Origin of the sequence: Parablautia sp. Marseille-Q6255, assembly GCF_951230155.1 — a bacterium.
In the GTDB taxonomy this organism is placed as follows: domain Bacteria; phylum Bacillota; class Clostridia; order Lachnospirales; family Lachnospiraceae; genus Choladousia.
Genome location: NZ_CATNVD010000002.1, coordinates 111,108 through 129,344 on the forward strand (window position 1 = coordinate 111,108; position 18,237 = coordinate 129,344).

The 18,237-nt window shown below is 40.9% G+C and carries 18 protein-coding genes; 14 read left to right on the forward strand and 4 right to left on the reverse strand.

Features of this window, described 5'->3' with window-relative positions:
* The first annotated feature begins 410 nt into the window (after positions 1-410).
* From QOX44_RS02615 to QOX44_RS02630, 4 genes are all read left to right on the forward strand, one after another.
* Complete coding sequence (locus QOX44_RS02615) at positions 411-1,568, forward strand: PfkB family carbohydrate kinase (RefSeq protein WP_283681120.1); 1,158 nt, start codon at positions 411-413, stop codon at positions 1,566-1,568.
* Positions 1,569-1,629: 61 nt separating this feature from the next.
* Positions 1,630-2,391 carry an HAD family hydrolase gene (locus QOX44_RS02620; protein ID WP_283681121.1) on the forward strand — a complete coding sequence of 254 codons (762 nt, stop codon included), beginning with the start codon at positions 1,630-1,632 and terminating at the stop codon, positions 2,389-2,391.
* 168 nt (positions 2,392-2,559) lie between these two features.
* The gene (locus QOX44_RS02625; protein ID WP_283681122.1) at positions 2,560-3,273 is read left to right on the forward strand and encodes a YesL family protein; all 714 of its coding nucleotides are present in this window, start codon (positions 2,560-2,562) and stop codon (positions 3,271-3,273) included.
* 52 nt (positions 3,274-3,325) lie between these two features.
* Positions 3,326-4,012 carry a DUF6709 family protein gene (locus QOX44_RS02630; RefSeq protein ID WP_283681123.1) on the forward strand — a complete coding sequence of 229 codons (687 nt, stop codon included), beginning with the start codon at positions 3,326-3,328 and terminating at the stop codon, positions 4,010-4,012.
* Between the two features lie 246 nt (positions 4,013-4,258).
* On the opposite strand, the gene QOX44_RS02635 is transcribed toward QOX44_RS02630, so the two are convergent.
* The 3 genes from QOX44_RS02635 to QOX44_RS02645 are packed head-to-tail and all read right to left on the reverse strand — an operon-like array spanning position 4,259 to position 7,543.
* A complete protein-coding gene (locus tag QOX44_RS02635) occupies positions 4,259-4,996 on the reverse strand; it encodes a helix-turn-helix transcriptional regulator (RefSeq protein WP_283681124.1) in 738 nt (245 codons plus the stop codon).
* Positions 4,996-5,787, reverse strand: a complete 792-nt coding sequence (locus QOX44_RS02640) for a response regulator (protein ID WP_283681125.1) — start codon at positions 5,785-5,787, stop codon at positions 4,996-4,998. Before QOX44_RS02640 ends, QOX44_RS02635 begins: the two co-directional genes overlap by 1 nt.
* Positions 5,765-7,543: a sensor histidine kinase gene (locus QOX44_RS02645; RefSeq protein ID WP_283681126.1), complete on the reverse strand. Its 1,779-nt coding sequence runs from the start codon at positions 7,541-7,543 to the stop codon at positions 5,765-5,767. Before QOX44_RS02645 ends, QOX44_RS02640 begins: the two co-directional genes overlap by 23 nt.
* A 230-nt stretch (positions 7,544-7,773) precedes the next feature.
* On the opposite strand from QOX44_RS02645, the gene QOX44_RS02650 reads away from it, so the two are divergent.
* The 10 genes from QOX44_RS02650 to QOX44_RS02695 all read left to right on the forward strand — a co-directional run bounded on the left by QOX44_RS02650 (position 7,774) and on the right by QOX44_RS02695 (position 17,041).
* Positions 7,774-8,790 carry a substrate-binding domain-containing protein gene (locus QOX44_RS02650; protein WP_283681128.1) on the forward strand — a complete coding sequence of 339 codons (1,017 nt, stop codon included), beginning with the start codon at positions 7,774-7,776 and terminating at the stop codon, positions 8,788-8,790.
* A gap of 31 nt (positions 8,791-8,821) precedes the next feature.
* On the forward strand, positions 8,822-9,385 hold the full coding sequence (locus QOX44_RS02655; protein ID WP_283681129.1) for an SIS domain-containing protein: 564 nt from the start codon (positions 8,822-8,824) through the stop codon (positions 9,383-9,385).
* A gap of 61 nt (positions 9,386-9,446) precedes the next feature.
* A complete protein-coding gene (locus tag QOX44_RS02660) occupies positions 9,447-10,448 on the forward strand; it encodes an autoinducer 2 ABC transporter substrate-binding protein (protein WP_283681130.1) in 1,002 nt (333 codons plus the stop codon).
* Between the two features lie 84 nt (positions 10,449-10,532).
* A complete protein-coding gene (locus QOX44_RS02665) occupies positions 10,533-12,065 on the forward strand; it encodes a sugar ABC transporter ATP-binding protein (RefSeq protein ID WP_283681131.1) in 1,533 nt (510 codons plus the stop codon).
* Position 12,066: 1 nt separating this feature from the next.
* A complete protein-coding gene (locus QOX44_RS02670) occupies positions 12,067-13,074 on the forward strand; it encodes an ABC transporter permease (RefSeq protein WP_283681132.1) in 1,008 nt (335 codons plus the stop codon).
* A gap of 17 nt (positions 13,075-13,091) precedes the next feature.
* Positions 13,092-14,123 (forward strand): ABC transporter permease, encoded by a 1,032-nt coding sequence (locus tag QOX44_RS02675; RefSeq protein WP_283681133.1) that lies wholly within the window; start codon positions 13,092-13,094, stop codon positions 14,121-14,123.
* A complete protein-coding gene (locus QOX44_RS02680) occupies positions 14,113-14,937 on the forward strand; it encodes a triose-phosphate isomerase family protein (RefSeq protein WP_283681134.1) in 825 nt (274 codons plus the stop codon). Before QOX44_RS02675 ends, QOX44_RS02680 begins: the two co-directional genes overlap by 11 nt.
* Entirely contained in the window at positions 14,918-15,913 is a 996-nt protein-coding gene (locus tag QOX44_RS02685; RefSeq protein WP_283681135.1) for a dihydroxyacetone kinase subunit DhaK, read from the forward strand. The genes QOX44_RS02680 and QOX44_RS02685 overlap by 20 nt, the downstream gene beginning before the upstream one ends.
* 20 nt (positions 15,914-15,933) lie before the next feature.
* Positions 15,934-16,584 (forward strand): dihydroxyacetone kinase subunit DhaL, encoded by a 651-nt coding sequence (gene dhaL / locus QOX44_RS02690; protein WP_283681136.1) that lies wholly within the window; start codon positions 15,934-15,936, stop codon positions 16,582-16,584.
* A gap of 16 nt (positions 16,585-16,600) precedes the next feature.
* Positions 16,601-17,041, forward strand: a complete 441-nt coding sequence (locus QOX44_RS02695) for an RpiB/LacA/LacB family sugar-phosphate isomerase (protein WP_283681137.1) — start codon at positions 16,601-16,603, stop codon at positions 17,039-17,041.
* 97 nt (positions 17,042-17,138) lie between these two features.
* Here the strand turns inward: QOX44_RS02695 and QOX44_RS02700 are convergent, their stop codons facing one another.
* Entirely contained in the window at positions 17,139-18,050 is a 912-nt protein-coding gene (locus QOX44_RS02700) for an Rpn family recombination-promoting nuclease/putative transposase (protein ID WP_283681138.1), read from the reverse strand.
* Between the last annotated feature and the right edge of the window lie 187 nt (positions 18,051-18,237).

Below are 18,237 nucleotides of genomic sequence, written 5' to 3' on the forward strand. Positions count from 1 at the left end.
AAAATACGTCTCCTCTTTTCCTTTTTTTCACATTTGAAAATTTAAATGGATTTCATTCATTTTTGGTATATATTGACATTTTTCTCACATATTGTTATAATTCAAGATATATTTTTAGAATAATTTTATGAAAGATATCATTGTACAATAAATAGCTCGGTTAATTAAGTATTTCCTCTTGTATTGACATCATCTATATATTTTGTTAACCTTTTCCGAGTTAACGCTTTGATAATGAATAATGTCTATGCTCCATATTTTTTACTTTAATGTTTCTCATAATATGATCAGGAAATAAACGACATTATTCTTTTATCTGATAATTTTCTGATTTCTTCGCAGACGGTTTTAGTCAACAAATACTTTTTTATTTGTATAATCAACATCTATACTAAAAAGGAGAAACTACTATGACACAAAGAGAACAGGAATTATATGATATCATCCGCGAAAATCCCTCCATTTCTCAGAACGAGATTGCTCAAAAAATGAACATTTCCAGGAGTGCGGTTTCCGTATATCTAAATGAACTATATAAAAAGAAAATATTATTAGGACGGGGATATATTCTAAATGAAAAAAAATATCCAGTAGTTATCGGACCTGCCCATGTAGATATTCGAAGCATAAAAGACAGTACGAAACCTGCCCAGGGCGATGTTTACCTTGCCTCTAAAGTACAACTGAACTATGGGGGATCAGCCAAAAATGTAGTAAATTACCTTTTTCATTTTGCTCAGCAGACGCGAGCTATTTTAGTTGTTGGGGATGATGATTTTGGTTCCTCTTATATTAATGACTGTACGAAACTGGGGATTCTGCCTTCAGATTTTATTGTAGTTCCCAACACCTCCACGCTGGTCTACAATGAGTTTATTGATGAAGATCGGAACAACATCCTTTCTTATCTGAGCCAGTCCAAACAGATGGAACTCATTACACCTATAGATATACAGGCTCATTCTGACCTTTTAGATACAGCCAGCATCATTATTGTCCATGATTCTATTCCTGTGTCTGTTGCAGAATATCTGCATGTTACCTATCCTAATCAGCCTATGTTTCTCATTGGCTCTGGCGAACAGTTTACAATAAAATTACAAAACACCTTATCCTACTATTGCTCTACTATTCTTCCCATGAATATAGCAGCAATGATGGCCTGGAAAAAGCCAATGCCGGATGTGTCCTTGGATAGTTTGCCTGACATTTGTAGACAGTTAGTTCACATGGGACTTTCAGATTTTTATATTATGGCAAATCCCTATACCATGGTATATTGTGATGGAAAAAGCCTTACCCTACATACTTCTCATAATCCATCCTACACTAACCCTCACAATTTCATGCATTACTATTCTGATTGTAGAGATATTCTGGTTGCCACTATTTGTTATTACCTATTAAACGGTCTGGATAAAATTGAAGTATTAGATTATCTGGCCGCTGCTCGAAACCTGGCTAATTCCAAAGATTTTTATTTCGAGCAAAATATATCTATTGACAAATTAAAAGACTCGACAAAAGAGCTGCATCCAAAAATTATCAGTAAACCACTTACACTATAAAGTATATTTGTACCTTTAAATTCTATACTTTTGCTAAACTGGTAGAAAGGAAGTTTTAAATATGTCTAATTTAAAAAACCCCATTTTGTTTGCCAGCGATTTTGATGGAACTTTCTACTTTGAAAGATCGACTCATCCTTTTTTTAACCGAGATTTAAGCGCTATCCGACAGTTTCAAAAGAAAGGTCACTTATTTGGTGTTTGTACTGGCCGTTCATTAGATGGAGTACAAGTCACTTCTAGCAAACTACCAGACTTTGACTTTTGGATTTTATCCAGCGGGGCACTTATTTTAGATAAAAACAGAAAGAAACTTTACGAAAAAAATCTGACATTTGATACAGTAGTAAAAATATGGAAACAGTTTCGTGAAGAAGCAGCCTTTTTATTCATGGCAGATAAGCAAGCCTATGTTCTTTCAAAAGAAGTCTTTCCAGTCATCGGGATCCAAGATATAACAGAACTTTCAAAAATCCCTCTGTGTAGTATGTCACTTACTGCCTCCAACGAATTGGAGGCAGAAAAGATTACAGCCATTATCAATACAATATATAGCTCCACCGTAACAGCTTTCCAAAATGTAAACCATATTGATATTTCCCCAAAAGGATGTAGTAAAGGAAATGCCATCTCTTTTTTAAAAAACCACTTTGGATTAATGACATGTTGCGGTATTGGTGATTCCTATAATGATATCCCCTTGTTAGAAAGTGTGGAACATGCTTTCACCTTTTATCACTCTCCTGCGAAAGTTAAAGAAAAAGCTGAAACCTTAGTAACCAACTTATCCGAAGCTTTATTTTGTGCGCTCTCCTTCACTTAAGATTACCTGTCATTTAGTTTTTTATATTGTTGCTTTTGTAAGAAAAGTAGTCGCTAAAAGATCAGAAAATTCATTGCTTTTTATACAAAAAAATACTATACTTTTAGAAAGGTGTCGTACAAATGCTATTTTAAAACACCTATTATATTTAGAAAGAGAGTGAACTGAATGCGTAACCTTTTTAACATGGACAATCCGATTTTCCGGGGGCTGTCGCGCCTGGCTGATCTGATGATCCTGAATCTTGTCTTTATTGCGTGCTGCATCCCCATCATTACGATCGGACCTGCTGTGACCGCCCTTTACTATGTGACACTGAAAATGTCGGTCAATGAAGACAGCTACATTGTCCGCAGCTTCTGGCATTCTTTTAAACAGAATTTCAAGCAGGCTGCGCTTATCTGGCTGGTCGTCCTCGCTGCAGGCTGTCTGATCGGTCTGGATATCAATATCCTGCTCCAGTCAGATTCCACCTTCTCACAGATCATGCTGATCATTATATCTGCCACAGCGCTGGTACTTTTTATGATCGTGCTTTATACCTTCCCGGTTCTCTCAAGATTTGAGAACAAAATCAAAACGACCGTAAAAAATGCTTTTATTATGTCGGTCGTTGATTTTCCGAGAACCATTGTCATGATGGTGATCACGATCGGAGCCGTTGTCCTGACCTTCTGGAATGGCTATACTTTAATGTATGGGATCATGATCTGGATCTTGTGCGGATTTGCAGCAGTCGCTTATGCTAATTCGTTCTTTTTCAGTAAAATCTTTAAAAAATACATGCCCAAAGACGAGGAGGACGATCCAGACAGGTGGAGCGTAGATGATACCCTGCCGGAAAAATCCTCATCTGAACCCGATAGTTCTGAGGAATCATGAGCTGATTCCCCTGCCAAGCAATGATTCCCTATGATCTATACCGGAGGTTTATATGGATTACCAGAAGACAATCAAAGACACCATTAGAAAAGCCAACATCAAATTTATTGTTTTGTATCTTTTATTCGCGCTGATCTCGGCTGCCGGAGCTTATTCTTTTTATACTTCCAAAGATTCTATCCAGCTTTTGGATATGATCCCGGTACCTCCGATCGCAGGCTGTGTCGTATTCCTGATCCTCTTTTTCCTGACAGGAAGTATGGCGATCCGCACGATCCGCGCATTCATACAAAATAAAGAGTTTTCTGATCTAAAAAAAACGATCAGCGAATTCGGGAAACCGGACGAAGTATTTTCCTACATTGGAAATCTCGAAAAATCACCACTGTGTTCCAACGGAGATCTTCGCTTTGATAAAAAATATATTGCCTATTGCCTCGGAAATACTGTGCTTATTCAGCCAATGCGAAGTCTCGTCTGGGGATATCTGCAGGCTCCTGCCGGCTCCTCTTCCAAAAAGCCGCCGGAAGAACGGCTCAAGGAGTCAAAAAGTGTCGTGCTGCGTTTTCAGAATTCTGCAACTATCATTGTCAGTGCAAAAAGTAATGAAAATGCCCAGCAGCTCCTGACACAGGTGAATGACTGCTGCCCGCTGATGACAAACGGTTATTCTGCAAAGCTTGAGCATGTCTACAAAAAAGACCCAAACCGGCTGCGCAAGACACCGCCTAAAAAATAAAGAGAGTCTTTCGCACATACAAAATATCTCTTAAAAAAAGCGCTGCAAGATGCTTATTCCGATATATTTTCCAACCGGATATAGTCTGCAGCGCCCTTTTTCTTTTGTAGCTTTAGGATCTTTTTCATCTATGGTCTGTGCGGACACGGCTCATACATATCCACACCCTCAAGCAGTTTCTCCTGTACATATCCACATTCTTCACAGTATTTTGCAGTATAGATCAGCACCATAACACAACCACGTTTACTTTACTGAGGATGCCGCCTCCTGGACACAATGGAGATATTGGCTGGGAGACTGTCCCGTATTTTTCTTAAATATCTGGCTGAAATACTGTGGATTTTGTCCACATCCTACCCGTTCTGCTATCTCCAGCACACTGTAGATTCCTGTTTCCATGTAGTGCTTTGCTTTCTGAATACGCAAGTTAGTCAGATATTTAGAAAATTTCATACCAGTTTCTTTGGCAAATCTTTTACTTAGATAATCCACATTCATAAATAAATAATTTTCTGCAATCCACTTCAGGGAAAGTTCTGACTTTTCGAGATTCTCTTCTACACAGGCAATCACTTTCTGACTCAGACTCATATGCGTAAAAGAAATATGATATTCTTCAAAAAACTCCGTAAGCTTTGTCTGCATAGAATCGAGAATGGCCTTTTCATCGGTCAGCTGATTCATATACAGAAGATACTCCATCGCATCTGACATATTGGGAGACGCCTGCTTGGAAACGGTATAAATAATCAGTGCAAATACCTGCTGCCGCAGCAGGTTGATATCTGAAATATCCTGTAAAAGAGAAAACAGATTTTTTAATGAATCATTCGCATGATCCATGTCCTGCGAAAAAGCAATATCTACGAGGCGATACATTTCTGCTACAACATTATAGTAGTTGTAAATAGGAAAAACAGACTCTCCACTGACCTGATAGATTACTTCATAATTGCGGATATGCTTTACAAAATGAAGCATTAACGTATGCAGGTTTTCAAATTTTCCTCTTTAAACTCTGGTACAACTGAAAACTTTTTCTTCAAAAGAGCGGCAAAAAATTTTTTTATACTGTCTTCTTCCGTATGGCCATTTGCATGAAAGAAAAAGCTGACAGTACCCTTCACATAAAAAATGTACAAAACCACTTCCGGAAAATACTGCTTTCCAAACCTTTGCAGTTCTGAACAGATTGTTTTATAATTTTCTTTTTCCACATAATAAATATAATACTGATGATAGGGGACCTGATTAATTTCAAACTGAGAGCTGTACGGATGAACCATCTCCTCCATATCAGAATCCTGTGTCTGCAAATAAAAGGCCAGGATATTTTTCATTACCATCTGAGAAATATTCCCATTACTTTCTATTAAGGCTCTTTTTTTAGAGACTGTGTTTAAATAGTCTTCCTTCGCATGACGGAGACTTTCTATGATCTGCTCCTCATTACATGGTTTCAACAGATAATGTTTTACCCCATATTTCATAGCACAGCGTGCAAACTCAAATTCTCCATACCCGGATAAAATAACGAACTGCGTATCGGGATTGATCTCATGGATCCGCTGTATGAGATCCAGTCCTCCCAATCCCGGCATTTTTATGTCTGTAAGCACAATTTCCGGATATTCATCCAAAATGATATTGTATGCCTCAATCCCATTTTCCGCAGTTCCGATCAATGTAATACCAAGTGACTCCCAGTCTACCAGAGACGCTATCGTTTCTCTTATAATTCGTTCATCATCAACAATCAATAATTTCATCATCTGTCCCTCCTGGAAGATAAATATTTACAACTGCTGTATCTTCATCCTCATTGCAAAGCTCCAGTCCATATTCTGTCCCATAGATCATCTGGATCCGTTTTTCAATATTTAAAATCCCCACCCCAAAACCATGTGTACTGGTCTGTCCAGATGCGATCTTTTCCAAAGCATGCTCTTCAAACTGAGAGCCATTATTTCGAACCGTCACAATGAACAGCGCTCCGCTTCTTTTTGCTGATACCTCAATACAGCAAGGTCCTATGACCTCTTCTAATGCATAATAAATAGCGTTTTCCACAAGCGGCTGAATCGTCAGGTGCGGAAGCTGCAGATCCATTAAATTTTCTGATACATTCTCCGTGTACTCCAGTCTGTCCCCATATCGGATTTTTTGTATTGTAATGTAAGCTGAGACAATCTCCAGCTCATGTTTCAGAGAGACCACCTTTTCTTTTACACGGATCGTTTCACGCAAAAGGCTCCCCAACGACTCCACCATAGCCGAGATTTCTGATTCGCCTATCGCCTTTGCTCTCCAGTTCACCGATTCCAGTGTATTATATAAAAAGTGCGGATTGATCTGATTCTCCAGCGCTTTTAGCTGTGCCTCCTTTGCCAGGATTTCGCTAATATAGTTTTGCCGGATCATATGCTGGATCTGAAGTACCATGTTTTTGAACTGCCTGTGCAAAATACCTATTTCGTCCTTTCTGTTCTGGTATAATGCATCCGCCTGGAATGACATTGCATCACCCTTAAAAAAATCCCCCATTTCATTTACCAGTATCGTAATATCTGAAACAACGAGCCTGGTCATCTTATGACTGAGAAAAAGCACCAGACAGAGTGTGACGATAAGTAATACAGCTACCAAAATTTGTGTAGCGTAAATCGTTTTTTCCATCTCCTCATAAGGGACTAAACAAATATACTGCCATGCATTCGGCGAAATATTTCCTCTGACAGCGAAATACGAAGATTCATTGACATTCAGCACCTGATATCCCGATGTTACCTTTCTGGATATTTCTGCTGCCTGTTTTTGTGTAAAATCGTCTGACCGGTAAAATACATGATCCTCCTCATCAATCAGCACATACTGTATATTATCGGACAAAAATGCAGACTCCGTACTGGTCGCGATCATTTTTTCAAGATCAAGACATACTACAAGCGTTCCCAGCGTTCGAAACGACAAATGATTCACCTGTCTTGCTTCTCTTCCAAGAAATAGCCCGTGTGTATTGCAATGATCCGTATTCCAGATCGGATACCCTGCATTCATTTTTGTTTCTGTAATAACGCCTGTATGGATGTGCTCCGGTGTAGACGCTGCTCCCGGAGCATAGCTTGTTATACTGACATCGTTTGAGTATAAGCTGATATAAGCAATATTATTGCTCTTATACGTCTGATGATAGTCGGTCAGTAAACGCTCCAGATTACTTTTCGCGTTCTTTTTTTTGATTTCATACTCTTCATCCAGAAGAATGATCAGGTTTTTGCGTATCTCACTGTTTGTAACGATCATATTTGTCATAGATTCTATATTGGAAAGTTTGGTCGCTATATCTCCTGCCGTATAGCTAAGAGAACCGGCAAGCGCTTTAGAAAACATCGCATTTCCGGCATTCACTGTCATTTTCAGGCAAACAGCAGAAACTCCTGTCATTAATATCATCGCAATCAGAACAATGCAAATAATCTTAGAACGCAGAGAACTGTTTTGTACAATGGACCGTAGTTTTTTTTTCATATATCTGGCAACTCCACTTCTTATTGCTATCATGCTCATTGCTGTCATGCTCATTTTGAAATTGAAGTATAGCATAGATTTTTTCAAAAAAATCCACTTTTATTTAAGAACTCGGTTTTTTAAAACTTTTAGTCGGTTTTTTTTATGTTCAACTATTTTTTCATGAATTATACTGACTATGACAAAAAACAGAACCATTTAGAGATCAATACAGGAAGGAGTTCCTTAATATGACGCATAATTTTTTTTATTTTGCAAAATCATTTTTCAAAAAAAGTCTCCTTCTTTGTAGCGGATGGATCTGTATTTCCGGTAATGCTAAGGCAACCGCTGACCCGGCTGATTATCAGGTCGTGATGATCGCAAAGCAGAATGACCCCTGGTTTGAAGACATGGAGACAGGAATTGAACAGTTGAAAAAAGATATCGGGCTGAATGTTTCTATACAATATCCGGAAACGAATGACGCTGCCGGACAAATTTCCATTATGGAAAACTTAATTGAACAGGGGATCGATGCAATCTGTATCGTCCCAAATGATCCCGAAGCTCTTTTAAATACGATCGAGCATGCAAGAAAAGCCGGTATTGTTGTCGTTACACACGAAGCTCCCAGTATTTCCAATTACGTAGATCTCGACATTGAAGCCTTTGTCAATGAGGATTTTGGGGAATTGTTTGGAAAAAACATTGCCAAATCCATAGGCGAAGCAGGCAGCTACGTCGGGATCGTCGGAGCCCGGACAATGGATACTCATATGGAATGGTATTCTTCTGCGGTTTCCTATATTGAAGAAAATTATCCTGATATGCACTGTCTGACGGATCTTCCGCTTGAAGATGGAAACTCTGAAGCAGGTGCTTATACCGTTACTCAGAATCTGATCCAAAAGTATCCGGATATTGACGGTATCATCGAATGCTCTGCTTATGGAAGCGGTGTCTGCCGCGCATTAGCAGAACAGAACCTCGAAAAAAAAGTAAAGGTCGTCTCTTTGGCCATCCCATCTGAGTCAAAAGAGTATTTAAAAAACGGCACTATGACAAGCATCCTTGCATGGCGCCCGGCGGACGCCGGATATGCGACCTGCTATGCAGCATATTTACTGGTCTCTGGCCAGTCAGTAGAAAATGGCACAGACCTGAAAACAACAGGATACGAATCCATTCAGTTAAAAAACGGTATCGCATATGGAAATGCGCCATTGGAATATACCGTAAAAAATATCGAAGATTATGTATTTTAATCCATTTATAAGATATGAAATGAGGTGTCTTATGAATTATCACGATAAGTATGCAGCTATGCTTCAGGAATACCGTCAGGTATTTGAAACATTTGATCCTTCCCAGATAGATGATCTTGTAAAAATCATCAAAAAATATAACCGGATCTTCTGTATCGGAGTCGGACGGGAAGGTATGATGACCAGGGCATTTGCCATGCGTCTGATGCACATGGGAAAGGAGGTTCATTGGATCTGGGATGATACTACCCCCCATATTGGTCCGGGGGATCTCTTGATCGCAACACTGGGAGACGGACAGATCGGACATATCAATTATGTTTGCCAAAAAGCAAAAGAGGCCGGTGCCTTTATTTATGTAGTAACCGGTTCTCCAAGCGGCTATACAGCCAAAGAAGTGGCGGATCAGGTACTTTTTATCCCTGCCTGCGTTTATCGCGGAACAGACAAAGTAGTTCCTTCCTTCCAGCCAATGGGAAATCTTTTTGAACAATGTCTGCTGATGATATTTGATATTATCGTCATGACGCTTGTAGAAGAAACACCCGGACTGACCTTTGAAAAGATGGCGGCACGCCACCGCAATATTGAATAAACAGCCTGCCTGTAGCAGCAGGTGTTTATATAAAAACTATTTATTACAGGAGGGTTTTTTAATGAAAAAACGTATCGCATTACTAATGGCAGCTTTAATGACAGCCTCACTCGCAGTTCCTGCGGCAGCAGCAGAGAAGAAAGATGCAGAATTTACGATCGCTCTTTGCGCCAAAACAGAAGGTATCGCATGGTTTGATGACATGCGTACCGGTGTAGATGAGTTCAACGCAGATCATGATGATGTATATGCGTATGAAATCAATCCGGAAGGTTCTGATGCCGCAAAGCAGAACGCCATGCTTGAAGACCTGATCGCTCAGGGCGTTGATGCGATCTGCTGTGTACCGGTAGACGCTCAGGCAGTTGCTGAGACGCTGCAAAAAGCAAGAGACAAAGGAATTGTTGTTGTTACACACGAGGCATCCGATATTCTTGATTACGTAGACTATGATCTGGAAGCCTTTGACAATGACTATTTTGGAACGCTGTATGGACAGTACCTTGCTGAGGCAATGGGAGGAAAAGGACAGTACTACGCAGCAGTCGGCGGACTTGGTATGACAACTCATATGCAGTGGTTTAACTCCATGGTCGCATATCTGGAAGAAAATTATCCGGAAATGGAGCTTGTAAACCCGGATGGTATTCCTGGCGAAGATGACAATAATGAACAGACTGCTTACGACCTTGCTGTACAGGCAATCGCTGCTTATCCGGATCTGAAGGGACTGGTTGACTGTGCTGCATCTTCAAATGGTATGGCATTGGCACTAGAAGAACAGGGACGTACAGATATTGCACTTGTAGGCCTTGCTACCCCATCTCAGGGCGGCGCTTATATCAAAAATGGCACACAGTACAGAGGTCTTTGCTGGAGACCGGCAGATGCGGGCTATACTGCCTGTGAAATTGCATACAACATCTTAAAAGGTGAAGAAATCACAGAAGATTCCTCTTTTACAAAGGAAGGATATGACAAGATCACTTTAGACGGCAATCTCATCTGTGGTAACGCTCCGCTTGTATTTACACCGGAAAACGTGGATGATTATCCGTTCTAAAAAAGAAATCGTACGTTTATGTATACGTGCGGGCGGTAAAACGCCCGCATTTCTTTTAAAAAATTGTTAGGAGACAATAGTTCTATGGCAGAAACAAAAAATATTGTTGTAGCAGAGCATATCTGTAAAAGCTATGTGGGTGTTCAGGCGCTTGATGATGTGAGCATTACCATTAAAGAAGGGGAGATCAAATGTCTGGCCGGTGAAAATGGATGCGGCAAATCTACCTTTGTAAAAATTATTGCCGGCGTTGAAAGCTGCACCTCTGGTACCATTTTGATCAATGGAAAGGATTGTACAAAGCATTCTACAAAAGATGCAATTGACGAGGGAATACAGGTCATTTTCCAGGATCTGTCTCTCTTTGACGAAATGTCTGTAGCAGATAATATTGCTATGAACAAGCTGATAAAAGATGGAAAACCTCTTACAAATAAAAAAGACATTCAGAAAATAGCAACAGACACCTTAAATCTGATCGGTGTTGATATTCCTCTCGATGCAAAAATCCAGGAATTGTCCATTGCTAACCGGCAGCTGATCGCCATCTGCAGAGCGCTGGCACTTGATGCAAAGCTATTATTTATGGATGAACCAACAACTGCATTAACCAAAAATGAAGTAGACCGCTTACTGGACATCGTACTGAGCCTGAAGGCAAGAAATATTGCTGTCGTATTTATCAGTCACAAACTGGACGAAGTCATGCGTATCGCAGACAGCATCACAGTCATTCGTGATGGTCATAAAATAGGAGATTACGCAGCCAGTGAGATGGATCCTCATAAACTTGCCTACTATATGACCGGAAGGGAAGTCACCTATCAGCAATATGAACGCAATTGCAAAGAAAATGAAAATTTACTGGAAATAAAGCATTTATGCAAGGAAGGAAACTTCCAAAATATCAGTCTGGATGTACGAAAAGGCGATATCCTCGGCTTAACCGGCCTGCTCGGCGCCGGCCGTACAGAGCTTGCACTTTCTCTTTTTGGATTAAACAAACCTGACAGCGGAGAAATTTATATAGAAGGAAAAAAGGTATCTATTACCTGCCCGCAGGATGCCATTGATCATGGTATTGGTCTTGTTCCTGAAGAAAGAGCTATTCAGGGATTATTTCTTTCAAAAAGTGTAAATGAAAATGTCGGCGCAGCTATTTTAAAGCGTCTGACCGGTTTTATTGGAACAATCAACCAAAATAAGTCCCGGACACTTGCCAAAGAAGCGATCGGGCAGTTCCGGATCAAAGTATACAATGAAGACACACTGATCAATACATTATCCGGTGGAAACCAGCAAAAAGCTCTGATTGCACGCTGGGCCGCATCACATCCAAAAATATTTATCCTGGATACGCCTACTGTAGGAATTGATATTGGGTCCAAATCTGAAATTTATGAATACATCCAGTCCTTTGCCAAGCAGGGGATCGGCGTCATTATTATTTCAGACGAAGTAGAAGAAATCGTAAGCAACTGTAACCGTGTCATCGTTATGTTTAATGGTGAGATTGTAAAAGAGTACTCAGAAGAGGAAATGGCTGCTCCTGATATCCGGGAACAGATCAATACCTTGGTGGAATCCGGAAAAAAGAAAGTTCAGGAGGACAGGTAAAATGAAGGCACTAAAAAAGATTGATAAAACGCAGCGCTTTCTGATCATAATTATTCTCGTTTACTGTACCATTGTTGCAGTAAGAAACCCTGCGTTTTTAAGCTTAACTACACTTTTTAATATGGTACGTTCCTCTGCCGGAACAACCATTCTGGCAATGGGCGTTCTGGTTGTCATGATTTCCGGAGGAATTGACGTCTCTTTTCCTGCGATTGCAATTTTTGGCGGCTACACTTCATTAAGGTTATGCATGAGCCTGCAGATTGAAAGCCTTTTTGTCACATTCTTAATCTCCATAGCGATCGGCATCCTGCTCGGCCTTATCAATGCAGCTTTAATCAATGTCCTAAAATTAGAGCCATTTATTATTACACTGGCAACTGCAAGCGTATTTTTCGGAATTATGACCATCCTCATCGGAACAAAAAATGTCGGTGCAAGTGATCTTCCCGAGCAGTTCCGCGCGCTCAGTTCTGCCAAAATATTTACAACACTTAACGAGCACGGAGCGCCTATCGGACTGTCTGTATTTATTATTCCAGTCGTCCTTTGCGTATTGCTGACCTATTTTATCTTACATAAGACGCTGATCGGAAAAGGTATTTTTGCAATGGGATGTAACAATGAAGCCGCAAAGAGAGCCGGATTTAATGTACCGCTTCTTCGCTTCTTTATTTACGGATATGCCGGATTTCTCGGCGGCATCATGGGGATTATTTATATTGCCAGTACCAACTCCGTAAATCCGGTCTCTCTGGTCGGCACCGAAATGTCTGTCATTGCCTGCGTTGTTATCGGGGGTGCAAAGCCAAGCGGCGGATACGGACGGATTTTTGGTACGCTTCTGGGTGTTATTTTATATTATTTGTTTAAACAAACCCTGATTTATCTCGGTCTGTCCGCATCATGGCAGGATTTTTTTATGGGCATTGTACTTTTATTTAGTATTATATCCACCTCCTACCAGAACCGGATCAGAAACCGTAAAAACTTTATCTATACGGAATAATGTGGGGAGGGAAAAAAGTGAAAAAATTAAAAGAATATCTCAGTCGAGACATTTCCATGGCAATCTTATTTACATTCTTTTTAGCGATTTGTGTAATTATGGTTTGCTGTTTTGGTACAAGTATGTTTAATGGACAAACGCTTTCAAGTATGGCATTCCAGCTGTCTGAAGTAGCTGTTCTGGCCTTTGGCATGGCTCTTTGCATGTTGCAGGGCGGTATTGATCTCTCCATCGTAGCAACAGCCAATCTGTCCAGCCTCCTGGCAGCAATGGTTTTGACCGGCAGGTTTTTCGATATTGAAAAAGCAGGTACTGTCGCAACTATTGTAATCGCTGTTTTAGTAGCTATTATTGTAGGATATCTCTGCGGTTTCATCAACGGCTTCATTATTTCAAAATTTTCAGTCTCCCCTATCGTTACAACGCTCTCTACTATGACGCTGTTCTCAGGGCTTGCGATGGGTATCACAGGCGGCAACAGTATTGGAAACTATCCTTCGTTGTTTCTCAAATTCGGAACCAGCTCAATCGGAGGCGTCCCAATTGTTTTTATCACAGCAGTGATCATCTTTGTTGTTTTGATCCTTGCGCTCGACCGCACCAAACTCGGATACGAAATACACTATATCGGTGAAAACCATACTGCATCACGATTTGCAGGAATTGATAATGAGCGGGTTATTATGAAAATCTATACCATTTCCGGTCTTATGGCAGGCATTGCTTCTCTGATGATCATGGCACGCTCTAATTCTGCCCGGTGCGGCTATGGAGACAGCTATCAGCTTCAGGTTATTATGATTGCTGTTCTTGGAGGTATCAGCCCCTCCGGCGGAAAAGGAAGATTATACGGCGTCTTTATCGCAACCTTCTGTATGCAATTAATGCAGACAGCTTTTACACTGTGGCAATTTTCTCCTTATTCAAAAAAGCTGATCTGGGGCATGATGCTTCTGGTTATTATGCTTATCAACATGATACAGGAGAGAATCAGCAGAAACGCGAAAATAAAGGAGATGAATGCAAAAAGATTGAACCATGCAGAATAAATTATATTTTTGTACAAATACAAAAATGTCTAAGGGGCTGACAGAAAGCCTGAGTTACCTGAAGGATCTGCAAACACTCCTGTCTGATCTGCCCCAAAAAGATATTGAGCTGGCTGTCATGCTTCCATTTACAGCACTTTATCCGGCAAGGCAGATCTGTTTAAAGAGCAATATCCTTCTTGGTGCACAAAACGTATGTCAGGAAACAGATTTTTCTTTTACGGGAGAAATATCAGCTCCCATGCTAAAAGAACTGAATCTGGACTGTGTCATGATCGGACATTCCGAGCGGAGAAGAAAAGCAGGTGAAACAGATTCCATGATCAACCAGAAAGTCCTCTTTGCCCTTTCCGAAAACCTGACTGTATTCCTTGGCATCAGCGAAACTGCTTCTGAAAAACAATATATGATCTCTGACGAGGTTCTGCGCATTCAGCTAAAACGCAGTCTGTACGGAATCAGAGCAGAGCAGGTACCGCTGCTTCGTATTTTATACGAACCTGCATGGGCGATCGGCAAAGACAGCTCCTGCATCCCGCCTGATTACGTAGGAAAAAAACACAATACCATACGATCCTGTCTGTGCGAATTATTTGGTTCCGATACTGGCAGCAGCATTCCTGTTATTTATGGCGGCAGTGTCAGCCCGTCCAATGCGTGTCGGCTGATCGATCAGCCAAATGTCGATGGTCTTGGTATCGGACGCAGCGCATGGGACGCTTTTACGTTTAACTGCCTCATCAGAAACGTACAAGAACATGTAAATCAATCAACAAGCAAAGGAGATAAACCATATGCAGAGAATTTTAAATAACCCGGATAATATTGTAGACGAAATGCTGGAAGGCTTTATGCGCGCACATTCTGATATCGTAGAGACAACTGAAAATCCCAGAGCTATTAAATCAAAGGTCTCTACCCAGGGAAGAGTTGCTGTTGTCACTGGCGGAGGATCCGGCCATAAGCCTGCCTTTATCGGATTTTGCGGCGAAGGTATGTGCGACGGCGTAGCTGTCGGTGAAATCTGCTCCTCTCCTACAGCAAAAGCATTTTTAGATACCTTTACGGCTGTTGACGGCGGAAAGGGTGTGGCCTGTCTGTATGGCAACTATTCCGGCGATAACATGAATGTAAAAATGGCCGTAAAAATGGCAAAAAAAGCAGGTTTAACCGTAAAAACTGTCTGCTGTAATGATGACGTTGCAAGCGCCCCTTTATCAGAACGTGAAAAACGTCGCGGAATCGCTGGCGAATTTATTATGTATAAATGTGGCGGAGCAATGGCTTCTACCGGCGCTGATCTTGACGAGGTAATACGGGTCGCACAAAAGGCTGTAGACTGTTCGCGAAGTGCCGGCGTAGGTCTTACCCCCTGCACACTTCCCGCAGTCGGTCATCCGAATTTTCAGATTAAAGAAGGTACTATGGAGGTTGGCGTCGGTCCTCACGGAGAGCCTGGAATGGAGGTATGTCCGCTTGAAGATGCAGCAGGGATTGCAAAACGCTTAACAGATATTGTACTTCCAGATTATCCTGTACAATCCGGTGATGAAGTATGCGTTCTAATTAACGGCATGGGAGCAACGCCGCTTAATGAACTTTATGTTCTGTATAATGAAGTAGCAAAGATCTTAGACAAGAAGGAAATCCATATTTACAAGTCCTACGTTGGAAACTTCCTGACTTCTATGGATATGATGGGCGCATCCCTCACCATAACAAAACTAGATGAAGAGTTAAAGAAAATGCTTGATATGCCAGCATACACAATGGGATTTTGTCAAAAGTAGCAGAAAGGAGAACAGCCATCATGAAAAATTCTTTTTATAATGCAGATGGTAAAAATATTATATTAAAAATGGTCAGAGGAATTCAGCAAAATAAAGATTTCCTTGGAGAGGTAGATGGTCTGATCGGTGACGGAGATCACGGAATGAACATGAACAAAGGCTTTTCCGTCTTTGAACAGCGCTTTGGAGAAGACGCCTTTTCCTTTTCAGAAGGACTTGGAAACCTCAGTATGATCTTAATGAATGAAATTGGAGGATCAATGGGGCCGATTTACGGGACAATCCTAATGAGCATGGGAGATGCTATTGATGACAGCGAAAAAGAAGAAATAGAATTAGGAGATTTTTCCGCTTATCTTGAAGCCGGATTGGAAGGACTCTATGACATTGTCGATGCCCGTGTTGGAGATAAAACACTGGTTGACACACTCGCTCCCGCAGTCTCTTCTCTGCAAAAAGATGCAGCTGAACAAGTTTCTTTTGCAGATGCCTTAAAACATATGAAAGAGGCAGCTTTGGCTGGAAGAAATTCTACCAAAGACCTCATCGCAAAATACGGACGTTCCAGCAGGCTTGGTGAGCGTTCCAGAGGCGTTCTCGATGCCGGTTCCTGCTCCTGCTATATCATACTGGAAGCAATGGCCGATGGGATTCTGGAGTTATTATCTTAACATTAGGAGGAACAAAATGAAAATTGCTATCGGATGTGATCCAAACGCACAAAAAGAAAAAGAAGAATTAATTGATTTTATCAAAGAAAAGGGATTGGGTGATGTAACAGACTTTGGCAGTGAGGATCCCGTTTATGCCAATGTAGCTATTAAAGTAGGTAAGGCCGTTGCTGCCAAAGAATACGACAGAGGCATTCTGATCTGCGGAACAGGGCTGGGGATGTCTATTGCTGCCAATAAGGTAGAAGGAGCTTATGCCGCTTTACTTGCTGATTATTATTCTGCCCAGCGTGCCCGGTTAAGTAACGATGCCAATATTGCATGTCTTGGAGCATTTACTACAGGAAAAAAAGAGAGAGAGGTCATGATTACGGCATTTTTGACAAATGAATTTGTCGCAGGATGTTCCTCCCAGCCCAAAGTAGACGCATACGTTACATATGATCATTCTCGCTGAATCAGCAGCTTTTTTCTGCACTGCACCTGAGAAAAAACTTTTGTTTAAAATTCAGACTGTTCGGTACGATCTTTTGTACCGAACAGTCCTTTTATTTTCAGGACAATTCCTGATTATACTCATCAATAGCTGTTTTATCCTGCTCGAAAAAGATTTCCTTTATTTCTTCTTGCGTTGCTCCAAGCAGCTCACTCAGCTGCTCCCTGCCCATACCATTTTCCACAGCATGACGCAGCATATCAAAGCGGGCCTGCCTTATTCCCTCCTTACGCCCCTCTTTGCGTCCCTCTTTACGTCCTTCTTCCAAGCCTTCTTCTCTCGCTTCCTGTTTATCGTAATATTTTTCTTCCCATGCCTGCATATATCTCACCCCCGCTTCTTCACTGGCTTTGACTTTGCATACACGATTGTGAATCCGTTTGAGTGCTTCACTGGAAGATCTTTGCGCGATTTCATCGGTTGAATGTTCAACATAGCGCAGAAATTCGATCAACTCTGCAGACATATCATTATCATTTTTTCCACGCGTATTCAGAAAAATGCGATATGCGCCGTCTCCCAGATGACAATCCGGTTCCTCCAGACAGGTTGCTGCAAACGTATAGCAATAGCGGTCATATCCAAACAGATCAAACGGCATAATCATAATAATATATGACGTATTCAGTGCATTATAATCCGGTATACCTGTATCAAGCAGCGTTGTGTCTATCATAGACTGATAATATCGGCTACGCTTTGAAAGATCTGCCCTCTTTTTTAATTGCATCTCCGTATTATAAACATTCTGTTCCTCGTCAATCGCAAACACGTCCATGCGTACCGAACGGGAGGAAGGAAACTTCCGCAGTTCTTTTTCAGTCTCATTTTGGTGAAGCCGGATGTCCCTTCCAAAAATAATCCGAAGTACATCCTGATGTGTCTGTGCATCCTCCATTACTTCATCAAAGAGAAAGCGGTCTGTCAGATTCAATTCACTTAATCGTGGTATATTTTGTCTTCTTTTCATAAGTTTCTTGCCTCCATTGTACCATAAATAAACCTGTTTTTGCAGATATTTTCCGGTTTCTTTGTACGCTCTCTCCTGTTTTTTGCCTTATATCTTCATATTATATGTGATATTTTTAACATTGTCAATATGTGATTTACTATTTATCATTTCTGGCACTTTAAGCTGGAAATCTGACTCCGCATAT

Coding starts and splice junctions, on each gene's coding strand:
- QOX44_RS02615 (WP_283681120.1), top strand. CDS start 411: ATGACACAAAGAGAACAGGAATTATATGATATCATCCGCGAAAATCCC.
- QOX44_RS02620 (WP_283681121.1), top strand. CDS start 1,630: ATGTCTAATTTAAAAAACCCCATTTTGTTTGCCAGCGATTTTGATGGA.
- QOX44_RS02625 (WP_283681122.1), top strand. CDS start 2,560: ATGCGTAACCTTTTTAACATGGACAATCCGATTTTCCGGGGGCTGTCG.
- QOX44_RS02630 (WP_283681123.1), top strand. CDS start 3,326: ATGGATTACCAGAAGACAATCAAAGACACCATTAGAAAAGCCAACATC.
- QOX44_RS02635 (WP_283681124.1), bottom strand. CDS start 4,996: ATGCTTCATTTTGTAAAGCATATCCGCAATTATGAAGTAATCTATCAG.
- QOX44_RS02640 (WP_283681125.1), bottom strand. CDS start 5,787: ATGATGAAATTATTGATTGTTGATGATGAACGAATTATAAGAGAAACG.
- QOX44_RS02645 (WP_283681126.1), bottom strand. CDS start 7,543: ATGAAAAAAAAACTACGGTCCATTGTACAAAACAGTTCTCTGCGTTCT.
- QOX44_RS02650 (WP_283681128.1), top strand. CDS start 7,774: ATGACGCATAATTTTTTTTATTTTGCAAAATCATTTTTCAAAAAAAGT.
- QOX44_RS02655 (WP_283681129.1), top strand. CDS start 8,822: ATGAATTATCACGATAAGTATGCAGCTATGCTTCAGGAATACCGTCAG.
- QOX44_RS02660 (WP_283681130.1), top strand. CDS start 9,447: ATGAAAAAACGTATCGCATTACTAATGGCAGCTTTAATGACAGCCTCA.
- QOX44_RS02665 (WP_283681131.1), top strand. CDS start 10,533: ATGGCAGAAACAAAAAATATTGTTGTAGCAGAGCATATCTGTAAAAGC.
- QOX44_RS02670 (WP_283681132.1), top strand. CDS start 12,067: ATGAAGGCACTAAAAAAGATTGATAAAACGCAGCGCTTTCTGATCATA.
- QOX44_RS02680 (WP_283681134.1), top strand. CDS start 14,113: ATGCAGAATAAATTATATTTTTGTACAAATACAAAAATGTCTAAGGGG.
- QOX44_RS02685 (WP_283681135.1), top strand. CDS start 14,918: ATGCAGAGAATTTTAAATAACCCGGATAATATTGTAGACGAAATGCTG.
- dhaL (WP_283681136.1), top strand. CDS start 15,934: ATGAAAAATTCTTTTTATAATGCAGATGGTAAAAATATTATATTAAAA.
- QOX44_RS02695 (WP_283681137.1), top strand. CDS start 16,601: ATGAAAATTGCTATCGGATGTGATCCAAACGCACAAAAAGAAAAAGAA.
- QOX44_RS02700 (WP_283681138.1), bottom strand. CDS start 18,050: ATGAAAAGAAGACAAAATATACCACGATTAAGTGAATTGAATCTGACA.